Raw genomic sequence first — 17,625 nt, forward strand, 5'->3', positions numbered from 1 at the left:
AAAAGGTCGATCAAGTGAATAGGCTTGATCGACCTTTTTGATGCTTAAGGATCAATGACACAAGGTTTCACTGTAGGGCATGAAGCAGCAGAAGCAAGTGGTGTGGTCGTCAAGGTGAAGAGGAAAACAAGTTGAAAACAGATGAGCCATTTTTTCATGAAATCACCTCCGTTCACAATTGTTTGACGGAATGAGATGAGGATAAAAGCACAGAAGTATAAAACACTCTCTATCCAACATAAGACAATCATATCATAATTTTCAAAAAAATGAAAAAATATCTTATATAAGTACTGAATTATGGTATGGTTATTATGTTCTACAAAAAAAGGGAGGGATTTTTTTATGAAAAAGGTCATGTCTTCTGTTTTGGTTGGAGCAATTGTCTTAACGGGTGCTGGGGTCACAACTACTCCAGTGGAAGCAAAGGAGCAAACAAACAGTGAAATAACGGCTCAGGCCAGTCGAACTGTTTCAGTAACAAGAACATATACGACATCAAACATCCCAGAAAGTATTGTATATGCAGAGGATGGCTGGGTCGGTATTTTAAAACAAACCTCTATTAAAGAATTAGGATTAGGAAAATATAGTGTCACATTTACTGGAACAGTGGTACGCGATCCAGGATTTAATTAAATAAAATGCAAAGCTGACAGGTGGACAAGCCTGTCAGCTTTTTTCATGAGGATAATAAAGAATCATTTGCAGCCGGACCATTTGTTCTCCGGTTTGTTTATATGCATGCGTACGGTCCGCTTTAAAACGAATGGAGTCGCCGACTTTTAAGCTGTATTGCTCATCACCAATGGATACATTAAGCGTCCCCTCAAAAACAGTGATCAATTCCTCTGTCCCGCCAATGTGTTCATTTGCATGCAGCGACCCGCCAGGATCAATTTCTACTCTGTACACTTCAAATTTCCCCCGGTCATCAAAAGGAAAAGTCGTATATACGCGATATCGCCCATCATCTTCCGTTAAAATCTGTGCATCTTCATTGCGTACTACTTTGATTTCAGGCTGTGGTGCGTGAATGAGCTCACTAAAAGATACCTTTAATCCGTTGGCGATTTTCCATAAAGTCGTGATGGTAGGGGTTGATTCTCCTCTTTCAATTTGTCCAATCATGGTTTTGCTGACACCAGTTAATTCTGCCATCTTTTCGAGGCTTAATTTCTTTTGGTCTCTAAGAAGCCTCACATTTTTAGAAATAATCGATTGTACATCTTCCATGAAAAAAACTCCTTTCTCTATTTACTTTATAAAGACCAAACGTTACAATAAAGCGTAACATACGCAATAAAGTAATTAAAGTCTTAATAACGTACAAGGGAGGCGGCAACTATGATTCTTTCTATGTTGATCTATGCTTTTGTGAGCAGCTTTACCCCAGGGCCAAACAACATCATGGCCATGGTTTTTACGAATAAATATGGGGTCAAGCAAACATTTCGATTTTGTTTAGGTGTGGGTATCGGATTTCTCGTTATTTTGTGTTTGAGTTGCTTCTTTAATATCATTCTCTATCAAGTGATGCCGAAAATAGGCTGGGTCATGGCGTTCATCGGAGCTGCATACATGATTTATTTAGCGGTCAAAATCATGAAAAGTAAAGGCGGGGATGACGAAACACTTGATCGCTACAATCATTTTATCCCTGGTATGATGCTGCAATTTATCAACCCAAAAGCGATCTTGTATGGATTGACTGTGATTTCAACATTTGTTTTGCCATATGGACAATCGAATATGCAGTATGTCATATGGACGCTGATTCTCGCACTTATTGGATTTCTCGGTACATTTAGCTGGAGCTTATTTGGTTCTTTGTATAAGCGCTTTTTGACTGCTTATGAAAGACCGTTCCAGTATGTCATGGGGCTGCTTCTAATATACAGTGCGATTTCAATGGTATGGGGCTATGTGATGTAAGTAGTCAGAAGCTTGGCCGCTGCCTGCCCATCACAACAGTATTGTAATAAAGTCCATCTGCCAGACGTTTATCCTTTTTTAATACCCCTTCAATCAGAAAGCCATGGTGCTCATATAACCGAATGGCTTTTTGGTTCGTTTCCAGCACTTGAAGTGACATCTTCTGGATGCCTTGCTGATCAGCCCAGTCAATAGAAGCGGCTAAAAGCTCTTTGCCAATGTGATAGCCCCAAGCATCCTTTTGTATGGCGACGCCAAAAGTCACTTTGTGAGCAGAGCGTTTGAGTGAATGTCCCTCACACCTGGAGAAACCAACAATTTCTCCTTCAATATCAGCGACCAAAAATAAATGCCTGCTTTGCTTTGTATCCTCTTGAATCAACACCTGAAAATCTTTTTCATGAAGAAAGGCTTCGCCTGGTTCACGGTCTAAATATTCTGTTTCACCATCAATTTTCAGTCTGAGAGCTGATAACTGCTTGGCATCGCCAATTGCAGCAGACCGAATACGATAGGTCAAACCACGAACGGTGAATATGTTTTCAGAGATCATCATAGAACACCAACCCTTCTTTCCATTATGTCTATCATACCTGAAACGTGTACATAGCAGGTGAAAGCTTTTAAGTCTGTCTTATAGATCATTATTTTTTAATCCAGCTGACCCTGGCTGGATTTTCATGATTTAGACTGAGAACTTAAATAGGCTTCTCTCACAACTGTTAAAAAGTGGTCAGCGACGGTTGATGTTTCATCTTGTCTCCATGAAACATATAAATTTACTTTTGGTGTAGTTTCTTGGATTTTTCTATAAACAACCCCTGAGCGTTTTACGCTTTCTACTGAGGATGGAACCACAGAGATTCCCATTCCTGCAGCAACTAAATTCACAATCGTATGCATTTGAATAGCTTCCTGAACTACGTTTAAACTTATGCTATTTTCCCAAAAGTAGCTGATAATTAAATCATAAAATGCTGCACCTAGATGACGTGGAAACATGATAAATGGTTCATTGGCTAATAAATGAATTGGAACTTTGGGAAATGAAGCTAAAGGATGATTTTCTGGCAAAACCAAGCTTAATGATTCCTCACAACAAATTACTGAGGTAAGTATCTTATTATTTTGGTTAGAACGAATAAATCCTATTTGAATTTCTTTCTTATATAGTGCTTTTAACTGCTGTTCTGTAGCCATTTCACATAAGACAAGATGGATGTTAGGGAAACTTTCTCGAAACCTTTTAATAATATCAATCACAATATCAGTAGAATCAACGAAACCAATCGTTAAATGACCTATTCTTCCGTCATCTGCAAGCTGTGTTGCTTTAATCGTTCTATCTACTTGAAGAAGCGTACGGCGGGCTTCTTCTAAAAATACTCTCCCCGAATCTGAAAGTTCAACCTGTCTTCTCGTTCTATGAAAAAGCGTAACACCTAACTCTTCTTCTAATTTGCGGATTTCTTGACTTAATGGAGGCTGTGCCATTTTAAGACGTTCAGCTGCCCGGCTAAAATTTAGTTCTTCAGCAACCATGATAAAATAACGTATTTGTCTCAGATCCATTTTTTATGCCCCCTATAAATTTCAACCTTGCTTATTGTTGTAATTGATTACGAAGGATTGTGATTAAACAGTTTTGCGTTTTTTTAATGGAAATATTTTAATTATATAAAATATATATATATTTATCTGAATATATATATTATACATATTAACGACCTCTTTTTATAATGAAAGTATTCTTTCAAAAGGAGGGCATTATTATGGAGTATAGTAAACTTGGAAATAGTGGATTAACAATTAGTAAACTTGCATACGGAAATTGGATTAATCATGGTGGTAAGATAAATGAAGAAACTGCCCATGATTGTGTGAAAGCTGCTCTTGATGTTGGTATTACGACGTTTGATACTGCTGATGTTTATTCAGACACCAAGGCTGAAGAGATACTAGGCAGGTCTTTAAAAGGGATCCGGCGGGAGAGCATTGAACTATGTACAAAAGTATGTCATCCAACCGGTGCTGGGAAAAACGATAGAGGATTATCACGCAAGCATATTTTGGAAAACTGTCATGCCTCTTTGCGACGTTTACAAACGGATTATATTGATATTTACTATGCACACAGGTTTGATCCAACTACACCTCTGGAAGAAACGATGTTAGCTTTCGCAGATCTAGTAAGACAGGGGAAAGTGAACTATATTGGTGTAAGTGAGTGGACAGCAGAACAAATTACTCGAGGGGCAGCGCTTGCACGAGAGCTAAATGTCCCCCTTATCGCCAGCCAACCTCAATACTCCATGTTATGGAGAATCATTGAAAGTGATGTAATACCGACCTGCCAGCGTGAAGGACTTGGCCAGGTAGTATGGTCGCCTTTGGCCCAGGGGATCCTTACTGGAAAGTATCTTCCAGGAAAATCACTTCCGACTAATTCGCGTGCTAACTCATCTGCTGGAAAACCTTTTTTTAAAAACCTTGCTCAACGCTGGATGAATAATAACACCTTAGAGGCGATCCAAAAGCTTAAGCCCATCGCACAAGAGGTTGATCTTACTCTCGCTCAGCTTGCGATAGCATGGGTACTGCAAAACCAGAACGTTTCTGCAGCAATTATCGGTGCTTCTAGTCCAGAACAGGTGAGGGAGAATGCTTTAGCATCTGAGGTGAAAATTGAAACTGAGATGATGAATCAGATTGACGAAATTCTAGGTGATCTTGTTGAGTACGATCAGAGTAAAACAGGTTAAAGCTTTTAAGTCTATCTTATAGATCATTATTTTTTAATCCAGCCGACCTTGGCTGGATTTTCTTGTTGCTGTAGTTTCTTGGATCGCACACTCAGATGTTTTGTATCTGTGAAAAAGGCTAAATGAATAGTATCAAACGTGGAGGTGGAACAAATGAGTGAAAAAAAAGGACATATGGATAAAGCGAAAGGAAAAACAAATCAAGCCAAAGGTCAATTGAAAGAGAAGCTTGGCAAAGCAACAGATCATCAAAACCTGAAAGCAGAAGGGAAAAAGGATCAAGCCAAAGGAAAGCTTCAAGATAAAAAAGGGGATTTGAAAAATCACCTGAACCAGTAAATCCGAAAAACATGGCACTGCTTCATGTCACCATCATGACATGTCTTTCATCAATAAAATGAATAGATGTGTGAAAAGAATTGATTATACGCGCTCGCTATCATCATGTAGACTTGAGACAGAAGACATGGCCAAGGGAGATGGTTAAGATGAAGCAAGTGTGGGAGAAAGTTGACGAGTATATCACAGACAAGTTGATTCCTAAAGATGATGTTTTGGAGCAAGCTCTTACTCATAATAAGCAAGCAGGCCTGCCAGAAATTGATGTGTCACCAGCTCAAGGGAAAATGCTTTATTTATTAGCAAAAACCAAGAATGCAAAGCGCATTTTAGAGATCGGGACACTTGGTGGATACAGTACCATTTGGTTGGCGCGTGCTCTTGAAGAGGATGGAGAACTCATCACATTAGAGGCTGTTAGCCACCATGTACAGATTGCGCAGCAAAACATTAGTAGAGCGGGCTTATCGGAACGGGTGAGCATTTTGCAAGGAAAGGCATTGAATACGCTAGCTCAGTTAAAAGAGAGGGATGTGCTTCCATTCGATTTGATTTTCATTGATGCAGATAAACCGAACAACCCGAAATATCTAAAGTGGGCGTTACACTTCTCAAAAAAGGGAACAGTCATTATTGCAGACAATGTCGTCAGAAATGGAGCAGTCCTTCATGACTCTGATGGGGATGAACGAGTGCAAGGAACTCGTGAATTTTTCAATTTACTCAAACAAGAGTCAAGAATAGAGGCTACAGCCATTCAAACTGTCGGTGAAAAGGGTTACGATGGATTTGTATACGGAATCGTAAAATGAAACAAAGCTTAACCACATGCGGTTAAGCTTTTTCTTTTAAAAAAACCATCTGGCAGTCCCCATCAGCAGGACGCCTACAAGAACAGTAAGTGATAAGCTCTTTGTCCAAACAGCGATCACGACGGTCGGAACCAAGACAGCAAGGTACATCCAGTGAATGGTGACGCCTGTTGTATTATGAATGAACAAATGCTCTGCAATCAAAGCCGTAAAGATACAAATGGGAATAAACGATAACCACTTGAGCACCACTTCAGGCAGCTCGATACTTCGTACAAATATAAAGGGAACGACCCTTGGAATCACAGTGACAATCATACAGCCGAGAATGAGCCACATCATAAAACTGCTGATCATTTATCTGTCACCACCCCAATGGTTGCGACAATCATGGTGGCTAACAGAACAGCCACGTGTGAGGGAACAAAATGAAGCAGAACAAACATTGTAATGACCATATACAAAACAAGTGACAGGCGATGGGTTAATTTACTTTTAGGCACAGTTTGCAAAGAAAGAACCAGCAGTGCAGCAAACATAGCGGAAAGGGCAAAATCAAGACCAAGTGCTTCAGGATTTGAGATCCAGTGTCCAAAAATGCCGCCAAGTATACAGGCAGCAATCCAGCACAAATAAGCCGTTATGTTCAGCCCATGCATCCACCGGTTATTGAGCTTTCCATGCTGAGCTAATTTATTCATGGCTACGCCAAAGGATTCATCAGTCAGCAATAGACCGAATCCAATATTTTGTTTCAAAGAGTAGCGTGTAAAATGAGGAGCCAGCGTCAGGCTTAGCAATAAATGACGCAGATTCACAATAAATGTAGTGAGAATAATAGCGGAAAGGGGACTTCCCGTGACAAGCAGTGCGCAGATAATAAACTGTGAAGCACCTGCGTAAATAAAGATTGATAGAAGCGCAATGTCCCATAGGCTCAACTGTGCGCTAATTCCAACAATTCCAAAGGCAAACCCGATACTCATATAACCAAGCAGGGTTGGCACACAATCTTTTATTCCCTCGAGAAATGGTTCATGTTCCGTGCTGGGAATATGTTTTCTAGCTTCAATATCCAACGACCTCTACTCCTTTTCCAGCATGACCACCTATCGTTTTACTTACTATATGAAAACGAATTCAGCATGTCAATAGCCGCTTATCTTCTATTATATGAAGAAAAAAGGTGACAAAAAAGGATTGAAGTCAACCAGAATTTGTTATAAAGTATCAGAAAATAAAAAAAATGGAGTGACGACAATGCTGTGGAAACCTTTGTTTGAACATGATGTTCCAAATGCCCTCCGTCCATAACGGAGAGTGATCTCCGTTTGTGGATATGGTACTCAAAATATCCAATAACGGAGGGAAAATGATGAATGAAAAATATATAGGTGCCCTTTACCTAGCAATCGCAGCAAGTATTTGGGGCGGCATGTACGTTGTTGTCAAAGTAACAGTAGCGGTTGTTCCGCCACTTGAGCTCGTCTGGATGAGATATGCTGTAGCAGGAGTCGTTTTGGTGTTCACCATTTGGCGCTTGGGCTATTCCTTTCGATTAGATAAAAAAGATATCCCGCTTGTGGTGTTGATTGGGCTGATCGGAAATTTCCTTTCAATCGTGACTCAAGAAATTGGGACGATGTATACTTCTGCACAAATGGGGGCTGTTATTACATCTGCAACTCCTGCGTTTATGGTGCTGTTTGCTTTCTTTCTATTAAAAGAAGCCATGACTGTTCGAAAGTGCGTATCCATCCTGCTTGCTACAGCAGGTGTATGGCTCATGATTGGACCAGTTGCAGTACAGACAGATGAATTTGTTGGTGGTCTTTCATTGGTCTTCGCTGCTTTAACATGGGCGGTGATGTCTGTTTTGCTCAAACGTGTTCCAGGAAAGTACCCTCAGGTGGTGACAACCACATATGCGATCATCATTGCATTCATTGTTTTAACACCGCCTGTATTATTTCGTTTACCTCACCTAGAAGTGGAACAGATGGCAAGACCGGAGATTTGGGGCGGTATTCTTTATCTAGGCATCATCTCAACAGCTCTAGCATTCTTTTTATGGAATAGAGGGCTTCAATTAATGGATGCCTCAAGCGGTGGTTTGTTCTTTTTCTTTCAACCGATCGTAGGTGCCGTTCTTGGCTGGCTGCTTTTGGGAGAAGAAATGGGATTACGCTCATTCATTGGCATTCTATGTATCTTTGCAGGTGTCTATACTGTGCTGCGTCAAAAGGAATAAAAGAAGATGTCCCTTGTAATAGGGGGCATCTTCTTTATAAATGAGAGATTAAGAGAGGATGGAGGGAAATAGGATGATACAATTTCCACAATTACAAAAAGGACAAACAATTGGCGTCACAGCACCTTCCTCAGGTGTACAGCCATCTTTGCATGACATGTTTCAGCTCTCATGCGAGCGAATGAAAAAAAGAGGCTATGATGTCATATGTGGAGATACGGTATGGCACCAGGAAAAGGCAAAATCAGCTCCTGCCGTAGAACGAGCAAAGGAGCTTCAGTACATGATGACTTGTGATGAGATTGATCACATCATCCCGCCATGGGGAGGGCAGCTTCTAATGGAAGTGCTAGAGCACCTTGATTTCTCATCGATGCAAAAAAAGTGGATTCTTGGTTACTCAGATACGAGTGCACTCCTGCTGGCGTTGACATTCAAAACAGGCATTGCTACTGCGCATGGGCCGAACCTAGTAGATCTTCAGGGAGAAGAGCTTGATCAAACGACTGTCATGTGGGAAGAAGTACTTTCAACAAAAGGGGAAATGGACATCAGCCAATATTCTTCATCTATGTATCAAAAGGAATGGCAGTATGACAATTCGATTGAACATGTTTTTCATTTAACAGAACCGACCGCATGGCATACGGTTGATCGACAAGAAAAGATGGTAAAGGGGAGACTGATGGGCGGCTGTATTGATGTCATTCGCCACTTAGCGGGGACGCCTTTTGGAGACGTCAAAGCTTTTCAAAAAACATTCTTAAAAGATGAACCAATTCTCTGGTACTTCGAAAACTGCGAATTAAATGCTGCAAGCGTGAAGAGATCGCTTGTTCAATTAAAACTAGCAGGATGGTTTGATCACTGTTCAGGTATTATGTTTGGACGAAGTGCAGTGGATGTGCCAGTGGAAGGGTATCAATATCAGGACGTATATGAAGAATTACAAAAGGAATTACAAATCCCCATTTTTTACGATATAGATTGTGGGCATGTCCCGCCGCAAATGACGCTGATTAATGGCGCATATGCAGAAGTGCAGCTGCAACCTCAAGGCAAAGCAGTCCTAAAGCAAGCATTTTTATCATAAGAAAAGGAAAGGGGAAGCCCTTTCCTTTTGTCTTCTTTTCAGCGTGATAGAAAACCTTTGAAGTCTAGGAAGGACGAGTACCGGAGCGGAGCGAATTTGACATTCGTGAGCACCGGCACACAGACCTGACAAAGAATGCGAGGGTTTGTCTACACGCTGAAGGAAAGGGGAAGCCCTTTCCTTCATATAACACTACATTCCTTTGGTTTCTTCACCTGCTTTTGGAACTTCCCAAGCAGACTCGCGGAATACTTTTTCCCATTTCGATACGACAATACATGCAACGGCATGACCTGGAACATTCACACCTGTTCGGGCCATATCCATAATTCGATCGACACCGGCGATAATGGCGACGCCTTCTGCTGGAAGACCTACTGCATGGGCGGTTGCCAAAAGTACGACGAGTGAACCGGATGGCACCGCTGCAATCCCTTTACTCGTTAACACAAGAACAAGCATCATCAAAAGCTGCTGTGACAAACTCATGTCGACACCAAACGCTTGTGCAAGAAACACGCAGGAAACCGATAAATATAAACTGGACCCATCACAATTGAGAGAAAGACCAGATGGAATGACAAAGGAGACAATTCTTTTCGGACAGCCGTATTTCTCCATTCGTGACATAAGCTGAGGAAGGACAGTTTCTGTACTTGTAGTAGAGAAGGCAACCAAGAACAAATCCCAAATCATTTTTAAAACTTCGAAGTAGTTAAAACGGAAGATCAGTGCGACTAGAGGGAACAAAGCAAAGAGAATAATGAATAATCCTAAAAATACAGTCCCAACAAGTTTCATCATCGGGATTAATAACACAATGCCATATTGACCAACGGAAGCAGCCATTAATGCAAGCACTCCAATAGGTGCTGTCACCATGACCATCTGTGTTAGCTTAAACATAATTTGTGCCACTGATTCAAAGAAGGTGAGAACAGGAGCGGATGCCTTACCGATGCCGCTTGCGGCTACACCAAATAATATGGCGAAGAAAATGACAGCAAGTAAATCATTTTGAGCCATGACATCGACGATATTCGTTGGAATGATATCGAGTACCATTTGTTTAAAGTCGACGACTTTCTGCGTATAGCCATCTAATTCACCAATATCTTTCTTAGCTAACTTAGAGAAATCGAGGCCAACGCCAGGCTTTAGAACATTAGCCAGCAATAGACCAATTCCTAGAACGATGGTTGTGATGACCTCAAACCAAATGATCGTCTTTAATCCTAGGCTTCCCATTTTCTTCATACCACCACTGCCAGCTGCACCAATAACAATGGTAGAGAAAACGATAGGAACAACGATCATTTTAATCAACCTGATGAATCCATCTCCAATTGGCCTGAGAGCCATCCCGAAGTCAGGAAAGAAATGGCCGATAAGAGCTCCTATCACCAAAGCGATCATGATTTGAAAAGCGACGAACTTTTTCATCATCTCCTACCCCCTTTAAATGCTTGGAAAATTTTAAGAATTTTCCAATAAATAAAAATTCTATGTGACCATGTTTTGTCCTCCTTTGGATTTAGAAAGATTTTATTTAAGAATCATTGGGATTATGAAGAAAGAGAAGAAAATAGGGCTATCGCATCTCTATTTATCTAAGAAAAAACCATCTCTTAAAAAATATGAAACTTTTTTAGAAAAATGTATTGACCCTTTTATATGATCCATGGTATATTTTTAATCGTCGCTGATGACGTATTTGAAACAAAGACATTCAAACATATGCGATAAACAAATCTTAAAAAGATGTTGACTTGATAAAAACGATATGTTAAGATAATTAAGTCGCCTGATTAAGCGCCCGTAGCTCAATTGGATAGAGCGTTTGACTACGGATCAAAAGGTTAGGGGTTCGACTCCTCTCGGGCGCGCCAATACAAACCACGCGGGTGTAGTTTAGTGGTAAAACCTCAGCCTTCCAAGCTGATGTCGTGAGTTCGATTCTCATCACCCGCTCCATTTTTTGAAATATGATCTTTGAAAACTAAACAAGACAAAACGTACCTGTTAATTCGAGTATTTATAAAAAAATCCTATGAAACATCATAGGTAGTCAGTCAAACGCTGACGAAAAACAAAACTTCGGTTTTGTACTTTTTCGGAGAGTTTGATCCTGGCTCAGGACGAACGCTGGCGGCGTGCCTAATACATGCAAGTCGAGCGAACAGAAGGGAGCTTGCTCCCGGATGTTAGCGGCGGACGGGTGAGTAACACGTGGGTAACCTGCCTGTAAGACTGGGATAACTCCGGGAAACCGGAGCTAATACCGGATAGTTCCTTGAACCGCATGGTTCAAGGATGAAAGACGGTTTCGGCTGTCACTTACAGATGGACCCGCGGCGCATTAGCTAGTTGGTGGGGTAATGGCTCACCAAGGCGACGATGCGTAGCCGACCTGAGAGGGTGATCGGCCACACTGGGACTGAGACACGGCCCAGACTCCTACGGGAGGCAGCAGTAGGGAATCTTCCGCAATGGACGAAAGTCTGACGGAGCAACGCCGCGTGAGTGATGAAGGTTTTCGGATCGTAAAGCTCTGTTGTTAGGGAAGAACAAGTGCGAGAGTAACTGCTCGCACCTTGACGGTACCTAACCAGAAAGCCACGGCTAACTACGTGCCAGCAGCCGCGGTAATACGTAGGTGGCAAGCGTTGTCCGGAATTATTGGGCGTAAAGGGCTCGCAGGCGGTTTCTTAAGTCTGATGTGAAAGCCCCCGGCTCAACCGGGGAGGGTCATTGGAAACTGGGAAACTTGAGTGCAGAAGAGGAGAGTGGAATTCCACGTGTAGCGGTGAAATGCGTAGAGATGTGGAGGAACACCAGTGGCGAAGGCGACTCTCTGGTCTGTAACTGACGCTGAGGAGCGAAAGCGTGGGGAGCGAACAGGATTAGATACCCTGGTAGTCCACGCCGTAAACGATGAGTGCTAAGTGTTAGGGGGTTTCCGCCCCTTAGTGCTGCAGCTAACGCATTAAGCACTCCGCCTGGGGAGTACGGTCGCAAGACTGAAACTCAAAGGAATTGACGGGGGCCCGCACAAGCGGTGGAGCATGTGGTTTAATTCGAAGCAACGCGAAGAACCTTACCAGGTCTTGACATCCTCTGACAACCCTAGAGATAGGGCTTTCCCTTCGGGGACAGAGTGACAGGTGGTGCATGGTTGTCGTCAGCTCGTGTCGTGAGATGTTGGGTTAAGTCCCGCAACGAGCGCAACCCTTGATCTTAGTTGCCAGCATTTAGTTGGGCACTCTAAGGTGACTGCCGGTGACAAACCGGAGGAAGGTGGGGATGACGTCAAATCATCATGCCCCTTATGACCTGGGCTACACACGTGCTACAATGGACAGAACAAAGGGCTGCGAGACCGCAAGGTTTAGCCAATCCCATAAATCTGTTCTCAGTTCGGATCGCAGTCTGCAACTCGACTGCGTGAAGCTGGAATCGCTAGTAATCGCGGATCAGCATGCCGCGGTGAATACGTTCCCGGGCCTTGTACACACCGCCCGTCACACCACGAGAGTTTGTAACACCCGAAGTCGGTGAGGTAACCTTTATGGAGCCAGCCGCCGAAGGTGGGACAGATGATTGGGGTGAAGTCGTAACAAGGTAGCCGTATCGGAAGGTGCGGCTGGATCACCTCCTTTCTAAGGATATATGGAGCAGCGTGCGTTTTCGTCTTGTTTAGTTTTGAAGGATCATTCCTTCAAAACATGTCTCTAGCGAGACAGGATTGTTCTTTGAAAACTAGATAACAATAAGTAATACATTCACATTGAATGCAATGCAAAGTTCATCACACATAGTGATTCTTTCTAAAGTAAGAAATGGTTAAGTTAGAAAGGGCGCACGGTGGATGCCTTGGCACTAGGAGCCGATGAAGGACGGGACGAACACCGATATGCTTCGGGGAGCTGTAAGCAAGCTTTGATCCGGAGATTTCCGAATGGGGAAACCCACTGCTCGTAATGGAGTAGTATCCATACTTGAATACATAGAGTATGAGAAGGCATACCCGGGGAACTGAAACATCTAAGTACCCGGAGGAAGAGAAAGCAAATGCGATTCCCTGAGTAGCGGCGAGCGAAACGGGAACAGCCCAAACCAAGAGGCTTGCCTCTTGGGGTTGTAGGACACTCTATACGGAGTTACAAAGGAACGATATAAGCGAAGAGGTCTGGAAAGGCCCGCCAAAGAAGGTAACAGCCCTGTAACTGAAATGTTGTTCTCTCCAGAGTGGATCCTGAGTACGGCGGAACACGTGAAATTCCGTCGGAATCCGGGAGGACCATCTCCCAAGGCTAAATACTCCCTAGTGACCGATAGTGAACCAGTACCGTGAGGGAAAGGTGAAAAGCACCCCGGAAGGGGAGTGAAATAGATCCTGAAACCGTGTGCCTACAAGTAGTCAGAGCCCGTTAAAGGGTGATGGCGTGCCTTTTGTAGAATGAACCGGCGAGTTACGATCCCGTGCAAGGTTAAGCAGAAGATGCGGAGCCGCAGCGAAAGCGAGTCTGAATAGGGCGCATGAGTACGTGGTCGTAGACCCGAAACCAGGTGATCTACCCATGTCCAGGGTGAAGTTCAGGTAACACTGAATGGAGGCCCGAACCCACGCACGTTGAAAAGTGCGGGGATGAGGTGTGGGTAGGGGTGAAATGCCAATCGAACCTGGAGATAGCTGGTTCTCTCCGAAATAGCTTTAGGGCTAGCCTCAAGGTAAGAGTCTCGGAGGTAGAGCACTGATTGGACTAGGGGCCCCTACCGGGTTACCGAATTCAGTCAAACTCCGAATGCCGATGACTTATCCTTGGGAGTCAGACTGCGAGTGATAAGATCCGTAGTCGAAAGGGAAACAGCCCAGACCGCCAGCTAAGGTCCCAAAGTATACGTTAAGTGGAAAAGGATGTGGAGTTGCTTAGACAACCAGGATGTTGGCTTAGAAGCAGCCACCATTTAAAGAGTGCGTAATAGCTCACTGGTCGAGTGACTCTGCGCCGAAAATGTACCGGGGCTAAACGTATCACCGAAGCTGCGGACTGTTCTTACGAACAGTGGTAGGAGAGCGTTCTAAGTGCTGTGAAGTCAGACCGGAAGGACTGGTGGAGCGCTTAGAAGTGAGAATGCCGGTATGAGTAGCGAAAGACGGGTGAGAATCCCGTCCACCGAATGCCTAAGGTTTCCTGAGGAAGGCTCGTCCGCTCAGGGTTAGTCGGGACCTAAGCCGAGGCCGAAAGGCGTAGGCGATGGACAACAGGTTGATATTCCTGTACCACCTCCTCACCATTTGAGCAATGGGGGGACGCAGGAGGATAGGGTAAGCGCGGTATTGGATATCCGCGTCCAAGCAGTTAGGCTGGGAAATAGGCAAATCCGTTTCCCGTGAAGGCTGAGCTGTGATGGCGAGCGAAATTTAGTAGCGAAGTTCCTGATTCCACACTGCCAAGAAAAGCCTCTAGCGAGGTGAGAGGTGCCCGTACCGCAAACCGACACAGGTAGGCGAGGAGAGAATCCTAAGGTGATCGAGAGAACTCTCGTTAAGGAACTCGGCAAAATGACCCCGTAACTTCGGGAGAAGGGGTGCTTCTTAGGGTGTTAAAGCCCCGAGAAGCCGCAGTGAATAGGCCCAGGCGACTGTTTAGCAAAAACACAGGTCTCTGCGAAGCCGTAAGGCGAAGTATAGGGGCTGACGCCTGCCCGGTGCTGGAAGGTTAAGAGGAGCGCTTAGCGTAAGCGAAGGTGCGAATTGAAGCCCCAGTAAACGGCGGCCGTAACTATAACGGTCCTAAGGTAGCGAAATTCCTTGTCGGGTAAGTTCCGACCCGCACGAAAGGCGCAACGATCTGGGCACTGTCTCAACGAGAGACTCGGTGAAATTATAGTACCTGTGAAGATGCAGGTTACCCGCGACAGGACGGAAAGACCCCGTGGAGCTTTACTGCAGCCTGATATTGAATGTTGGTACAGCTTGTACAGGATAGGTAGGAGCCTTGGAAACCGGAGCGCTAGCTTCGGTGGAGGCATCGGTGGGATACTACCCTGGCTGTATTGACCTTCTAACCCGCTGCCCTTATCGGGCAGGGAGACAGTGTCAGGTGGGCAGTTTGACTGGGGCGGTCGCCTCCTAAAATGTAACGGAGGCGCCCAAAGGTTCCCTCAGAATGGTTGGAAATCATTCGCAGAGTGTAAAGGCACAAGGGAGCTTGACTGCGAGACCTACAAGTCGAGCAGGGACGAAAGTCGGGCTTAGTGATCCGGTGGTTCCGCATGGAAGGGCCATCGCTCAACGGATAAAAGCTACCCCGGGGATAACAGGCTTATCTCCCCCAAGAGTCCACATCGACGGGGAGGTTTGGCACCTCGATGTCGGCTCATCGCATCCTGGGGCTGTAGTCGGTCCCAAGGGTTGGGCTGTTCGCCCATTAAAGCGGTACGCGAGCTGGGTTCAGAACGTCGTGAGACAGTTCGGTCCCTATCCGTCGCGGGCGCAGGAAATTTGAGAGGAGCTGTCCTTAGTACGAGAGGACCGGGATGGACGCACCGCTGGTGTACCAGTTGTTCTGCCAAGGGCATCGCTGGGTAGCTATGTGCGGACGGGATAAGTGCTGAAAGCATCTAAGCATGAAGCCCCCCTCAAGATGAGATTTCCCATTCCGCAAGGAAGTAAGATCCCTGAAAGATGATCAGGTTGATAGGTCTGAGGTGGAAGCGTGGTGACACGTGGAGCTGACAGATACTAATAGATCGAGGACTTAACCTATATTCTAATGTGAAGCTTGAACATTGTTATCTAGTTTTGAGAGAACATTCTCTCCATCAGGTTTGGTGGCGATAGCGAAGAGGTCACACCCGTTCCCATACCGAACACGGAAGTTAAGCTCTTCAGCGCCGATGGTAGTTGGGGGTCTCCCCCTGTGAGAGTAGGACGCCGCCAAGCTTGTTATATTTATATCGTCGCGGGGTGGAGCAGTTCGGTAGCTCGTCGGGCTCATAACCCGAAGGTCGCAGGTTCAAATCCTGCCCCCGCAACCAAATTATTTTATATACCAATAGGTAGTGCTCAGTGAGTGCAACCAAAATGGTCCGGTAGTTCAGTTGGTTAGAATGCCTGCCTGTCACGCAGGAGGTCGCGGGTTCGAGTCCCGTCCGGACCGCCATTTTTATGACTTGTAAACGAAAACGTATAGTTTCGTTTTTTTTTATGTCTTTTTCTTTTCATACGTATCCAAGATACATTGAATGGCTTTGTGTTTGGCTACATGTTATGTAAAAAGAAAAGATAGATCACTTTAACCCAGCCTGGTTTTTTTCATACCAGGCTTTCTTTATATCATTTTTAATTGAAACTGAAACTCATATTGGCTTACACTAATACTAATTATGTCTGACATCGTGTCTATTCAATCAATTGATTGCATGAAGGGGCTGTCTTTTTATGGATGAATTTGATCTTATTCGCCGAATTACACCAAAAGAAACACATCAGCGTTCTTTGGTTATGGGCATCGGTGATGATGCAAGTGTTTATCAACCTCATTCACATTGTGAAGAGGTCGTTTGTGTTGATACAATGGTGGAGCATGTTCATTTTCGCTTTGATTTTTCCACACCTTTTGAGATTGGCTTTAAAGCACTAGCGGTCAATGTCAGTGATATCGCCGCAATGGGGGGAACCCCAAAGTATTATCTTGTATCAATTGCAATCCCGCCTCATGGTGATGAGACGGTCGTTTCAGCCCTTTACGAGGGAATGAAAGCATTGGCTGATACTTATCAAATGGATTTGATTGGTGGAGATACGGTTGCCACTCGCAGTGACTTTGTCATTACAGTGACGGTCATTGGCGAGGTACCAAAGGGGAAAGCTTGTTATCGTCACAGTGCTCAGACAGGAGACGTCGTCTTTGTCACAGGTGAGCTTGGTTCATCAGCTGCGGGCTTATCACTTTTAATGAACGAAATAGTCCCTCCCAAGGCAGTCGACACAGCCTTTTTTCTTGAGCGTCATAAAAAGCCTAAGCCTCACATTGTTGCTGGTCTCATTTGCTCAAGCTTCCCTCGGGTCACTTTGAATGATGTGAGTGATGGAATAGCGAGTGAGCTGAATGAGATAGCCGAAGCGAGTCATGTGACGATAGAGATAGAAACAAACAAGCTCCCCGTACATCCAGATTTACAAGTGCTGCGTAAAGACTGGCTGGAATGGGTGTTATTTGGCGGGGAAGACTTTGTATTAACTGGTGCGATTCCAGAGGATGATTGGGAAAGCTTTGAAATGCAATGTAGAAAAAAAGACATTCAAGTCAAACGCATTGGACAAGTCAAAGGTAATCAAGCAGCAAGCGTTCTATTAAAAGACAATGAACAGCAAACAATGTTAATGAAAAATGGATATAATCATTTTAAGAAATGAGGTGACAT

Annotated in this window: 14 protein-coding genes, 4 tRNA genes and 3 rRNA genes; 15 read left to right on the forward strand and 6 right to left on the reverse strand. The window is 44.1% G+C overall.

The features are described from left to right. Nucleotides 1-345 precede the first annotated feature (345 nt). Nucleotides 346-639 (forward strand): hypothetical protein, encoded by a 294-nt coding sequence (locus tag MKY83_RS02835; protein ID WP_044140610.1) that lies wholly within the window; start codon nucleotides 346-348, stop codon nucleotides 637-639. 33 nt (nucleotides 640-672) lie between these two features. Here the strand turns inward: MKY83_RS02835 and MKY83_RS02840 are convergent, their stop codons facing one another. Further along, nucleotides 673-1,236: an XRE family transcriptional regulator gene (locus MKY83_RS02840; RefSeq protein ID WP_065097487.1), complete on the reverse strand. Its 564-nt coding sequence runs from the start codon at nucleotides 1,234-1,236 to the stop codon at nucleotides 673-675. Nucleotides 1,237-1,347: 111 nt separating this feature from the next. Here MKY83_RS02840 and MKY83_RS02845 point away from each other — a divergent pair, with 111 nt between their 5' ends. Continuing rightward, nucleotides 1,348-1,935, forward strand: coding sequence for a LysE family transporter (locus MKY83_RS02845; RefSeq protein WP_065097486.1), 588 nt, complete (start codon nucleotides 1,348-1,350; stop codon nucleotides 1,933-1,935). Nucleotides 1,936-1,939: 4 nt separating this feature from the next. On the opposite strand, the gene MKY83_RS02850 is transcribed toward MKY83_RS02845, so the two are convergent. Further along, nucleotides 1,940-2,491 (reverse strand): GNAT family N-acetyltransferase, encoded by a 552-nt coding sequence (locus MKY83_RS02850; protein WP_113768743.1) that lies wholly within the window; start codon nucleotides 2,489-2,491, stop codon nucleotides 1,940-1,942. Between the two features lie 122 nt (nucleotides 2,492-2,613). After that, on the reverse strand, nucleotides 2,614-3,507 hold the full coding sequence (locus MKY83_RS02855) for a LysR substrate-binding domain-containing protein (protein ID WP_265209093.1): 894 nt from the start codon (nucleotides 3,505-3,507) through the stop codon (nucleotides 2,614-2,616). 200 nt (nucleotides 3,508-3,707) lie between these two features. On the opposite strand from MKY83_RS02855, the gene MKY83_RS02860 reads away from it, so the two are divergent. The 3 genes from MKY83_RS02860 (at nucleotide 3,708) to MKY83_RS02870 (ending at nucleotide 5,848) form a co-directional block, all read left to right on the forward strand. Beyond that, the gene (locus tag MKY83_RS02860) at nucleotides 3,708-4,697 is read left to right on the forward strand and encodes an aldo/keto reductase family protein (protein ID WP_044140613.1); all 990 of its coding nucleotides are present in this window, start codon (nucleotides 3,708-3,710) and stop codon (nucleotides 4,695-4,697) included. Nucleotides 4,698-4,850: 153 nt separating this feature from the next. Next, a complete protein-coding gene (locus MKY83_RS02865; protein ID WP_044140614.1) occupies nucleotides 4,851-5,036 on the forward strand; it encodes a CsbD family protein in 186 nt (61 codons plus the stop codon). 149 nt (nucleotides 5,037-5,185) lie between these two features. Continuing rightward, nucleotides 5,186-5,848 (forward strand): O-methyltransferase, encoded by a 663-nt coding sequence (locus MKY83_RS02870; RefSeq protein ID WP_044140615.1) that lies wholly within the window; start codon nucleotides 5,186-5,188, stop codon nucleotides 5,846-5,848. Nucleotides 5,849-5,884: 36 nt separating this feature from the next. On the opposite strand, the gene MKY83_RS02875 is transcribed toward MKY83_RS02870, so the two are convergent. Both MKY83_RS02875 and MKY83_RS02880 read right to left on the reverse strand, forming a co-directional pair. Next, nucleotides 5,885-6,205: an AzlD domain-containing protein gene (locus MKY83_RS02875; RefSeq protein WP_044140616.1), complete on the reverse strand. Its 321-nt coding sequence runs from the start codon at nucleotides 6,203-6,205 to the stop codon at nucleotides 5,885-5,887. Beyond that, nucleotides 6,202-6,927 (reverse strand): AzlC family ABC transporter permease, encoded by a 726-nt coding sequence (locus MKY83_RS02880; protein WP_044140617.1) that lies wholly within the window; start codon nucleotides 6,925-6,927, stop codon nucleotides 6,202-6,204. Before MKY83_RS02880 ends, MKY83_RS02875 begins: the two co-directional genes overlap by 4 nt. A 296-nt stretch (nucleotides 6,928-7,223) precedes the next feature. Here MKY83_RS02880 and MKY83_RS02885 point away from each other — a divergent pair, with 296 nt between their 5' ends. Continuing rightward, nucleotides 7,224-8,099, forward strand: coding sequence for a DMT family transporter (locus MKY83_RS02885; RefSeq protein WP_185108433.1), 876 nt, complete (start codon nucleotides 7,224-7,226; stop codon nucleotides 8,097-8,099). 73 nt (nucleotides 8,100-8,172) lie between these two features. Then, nucleotides 8,173-9,192, forward strand: a complete 1,020-nt coding sequence (locus tag MKY83_RS02890; protein ID WP_065097480.1) for a S66 peptidase family protein — start codon at nucleotides 8,173-8,175, stop codon at nucleotides 9,190-9,192. A gap of 192 nt (nucleotides 9,193-9,384) precedes the next feature. On the opposite strand, the gene gltP is transcribed toward MKY83_RS02890, so the two are convergent. Beyond that, nucleotides 9,385-10,635 (reverse strand): glutamate-aspartate/proton symporter GltP, encoded by a 1,251-nt coding sequence (gene gltP, locus MKY83_RS02895; RefSeq protein ID WP_034666069.1) that lies wholly within the window; start codon nucleotides 10,633-10,635, stop codon nucleotides 9,385-9,387. Between the two features lie 369 nt (nucleotides 10,636-11,004). Between gltP and MKY83_RS02900 the strand changes: the two genes are divergently transcribed. From MKY83_RS02900 to thiL, 8 genes are all read left to right on the forward strand, one after another. Further along, nucleotides 11,005-11,081 (forward strand) — tRNA-Arg (locus MKY83_RS02900). 11 nt (nucleotides 11,082-11,092) lie between these two features. After that, nucleotides 11,093-11,166: transfer RNA gene (locus MKY83_RS02905), tRNA-Gly, on the forward strand. A 136-nt stretch (nucleotides 11,167-11,302) separates the two neighbouring features. Then, a 16S ribosomal RNA gene (locus MKY83_RS02910) occupies nucleotides 11,303-12,851 on the forward strand. Nucleotides 12,852-13,033: 182 nt separating this feature from the next. After that, nucleotides 13,034-15,964, forward strand: a 23S ribosomal RNA gene (locus MKY83_RS02915). Nucleotides 15,965-16,025: 61 nt separating this feature from the next. Beyond that, a 5S ribosomal RNA gene (gene rrf / locus MKY83_RS02920) occupies nucleotides 16,026-16,141 on the forward strand. The 16S, 23S and 5S rRNA genes sit together here with 4 tRNA genes alongside, the layout of an rRNA operon. Nucleotides 16,142-16,159: 18 nt before the next feature. After that, nucleotides 16,160-16,236: transfer RNA gene (locus MKY83_RS02925), tRNA-Met, on the forward strand. Between the two features lie 48 nt (nucleotides 16,237-16,284). After that, nucleotides 16,285-16,361, forward strand: a tRNA-Asp gene (locus MKY83_RS02930). A gap of 278 nt (nucleotides 16,362-16,639) precedes the next feature. Continuing rightward, nucleotides 16,640-17,617, forward strand: coding sequence for a thiamine-phosphate kinase (gene thiL / locus MKY83_RS02935; protein ID WP_065099110.1), 978 nt, complete (start codon nucleotides 16,640-16,642; stop codon nucleotides 17,615-17,617). The last annotated feature ends 8 nt before the right edge of the window (nucleotides 17,618-17,625 follow it).

Origin of the sequence: Bacillus sp. FSL M8-0266, from assembly GCF_038613425.1 — a bacterium.
GTDB classification, from domain to species: Bacteria; Bacillota; Bacilli; order Bacillales; family Bacillaceae; genus Bacillus; species Bacillus pumilus.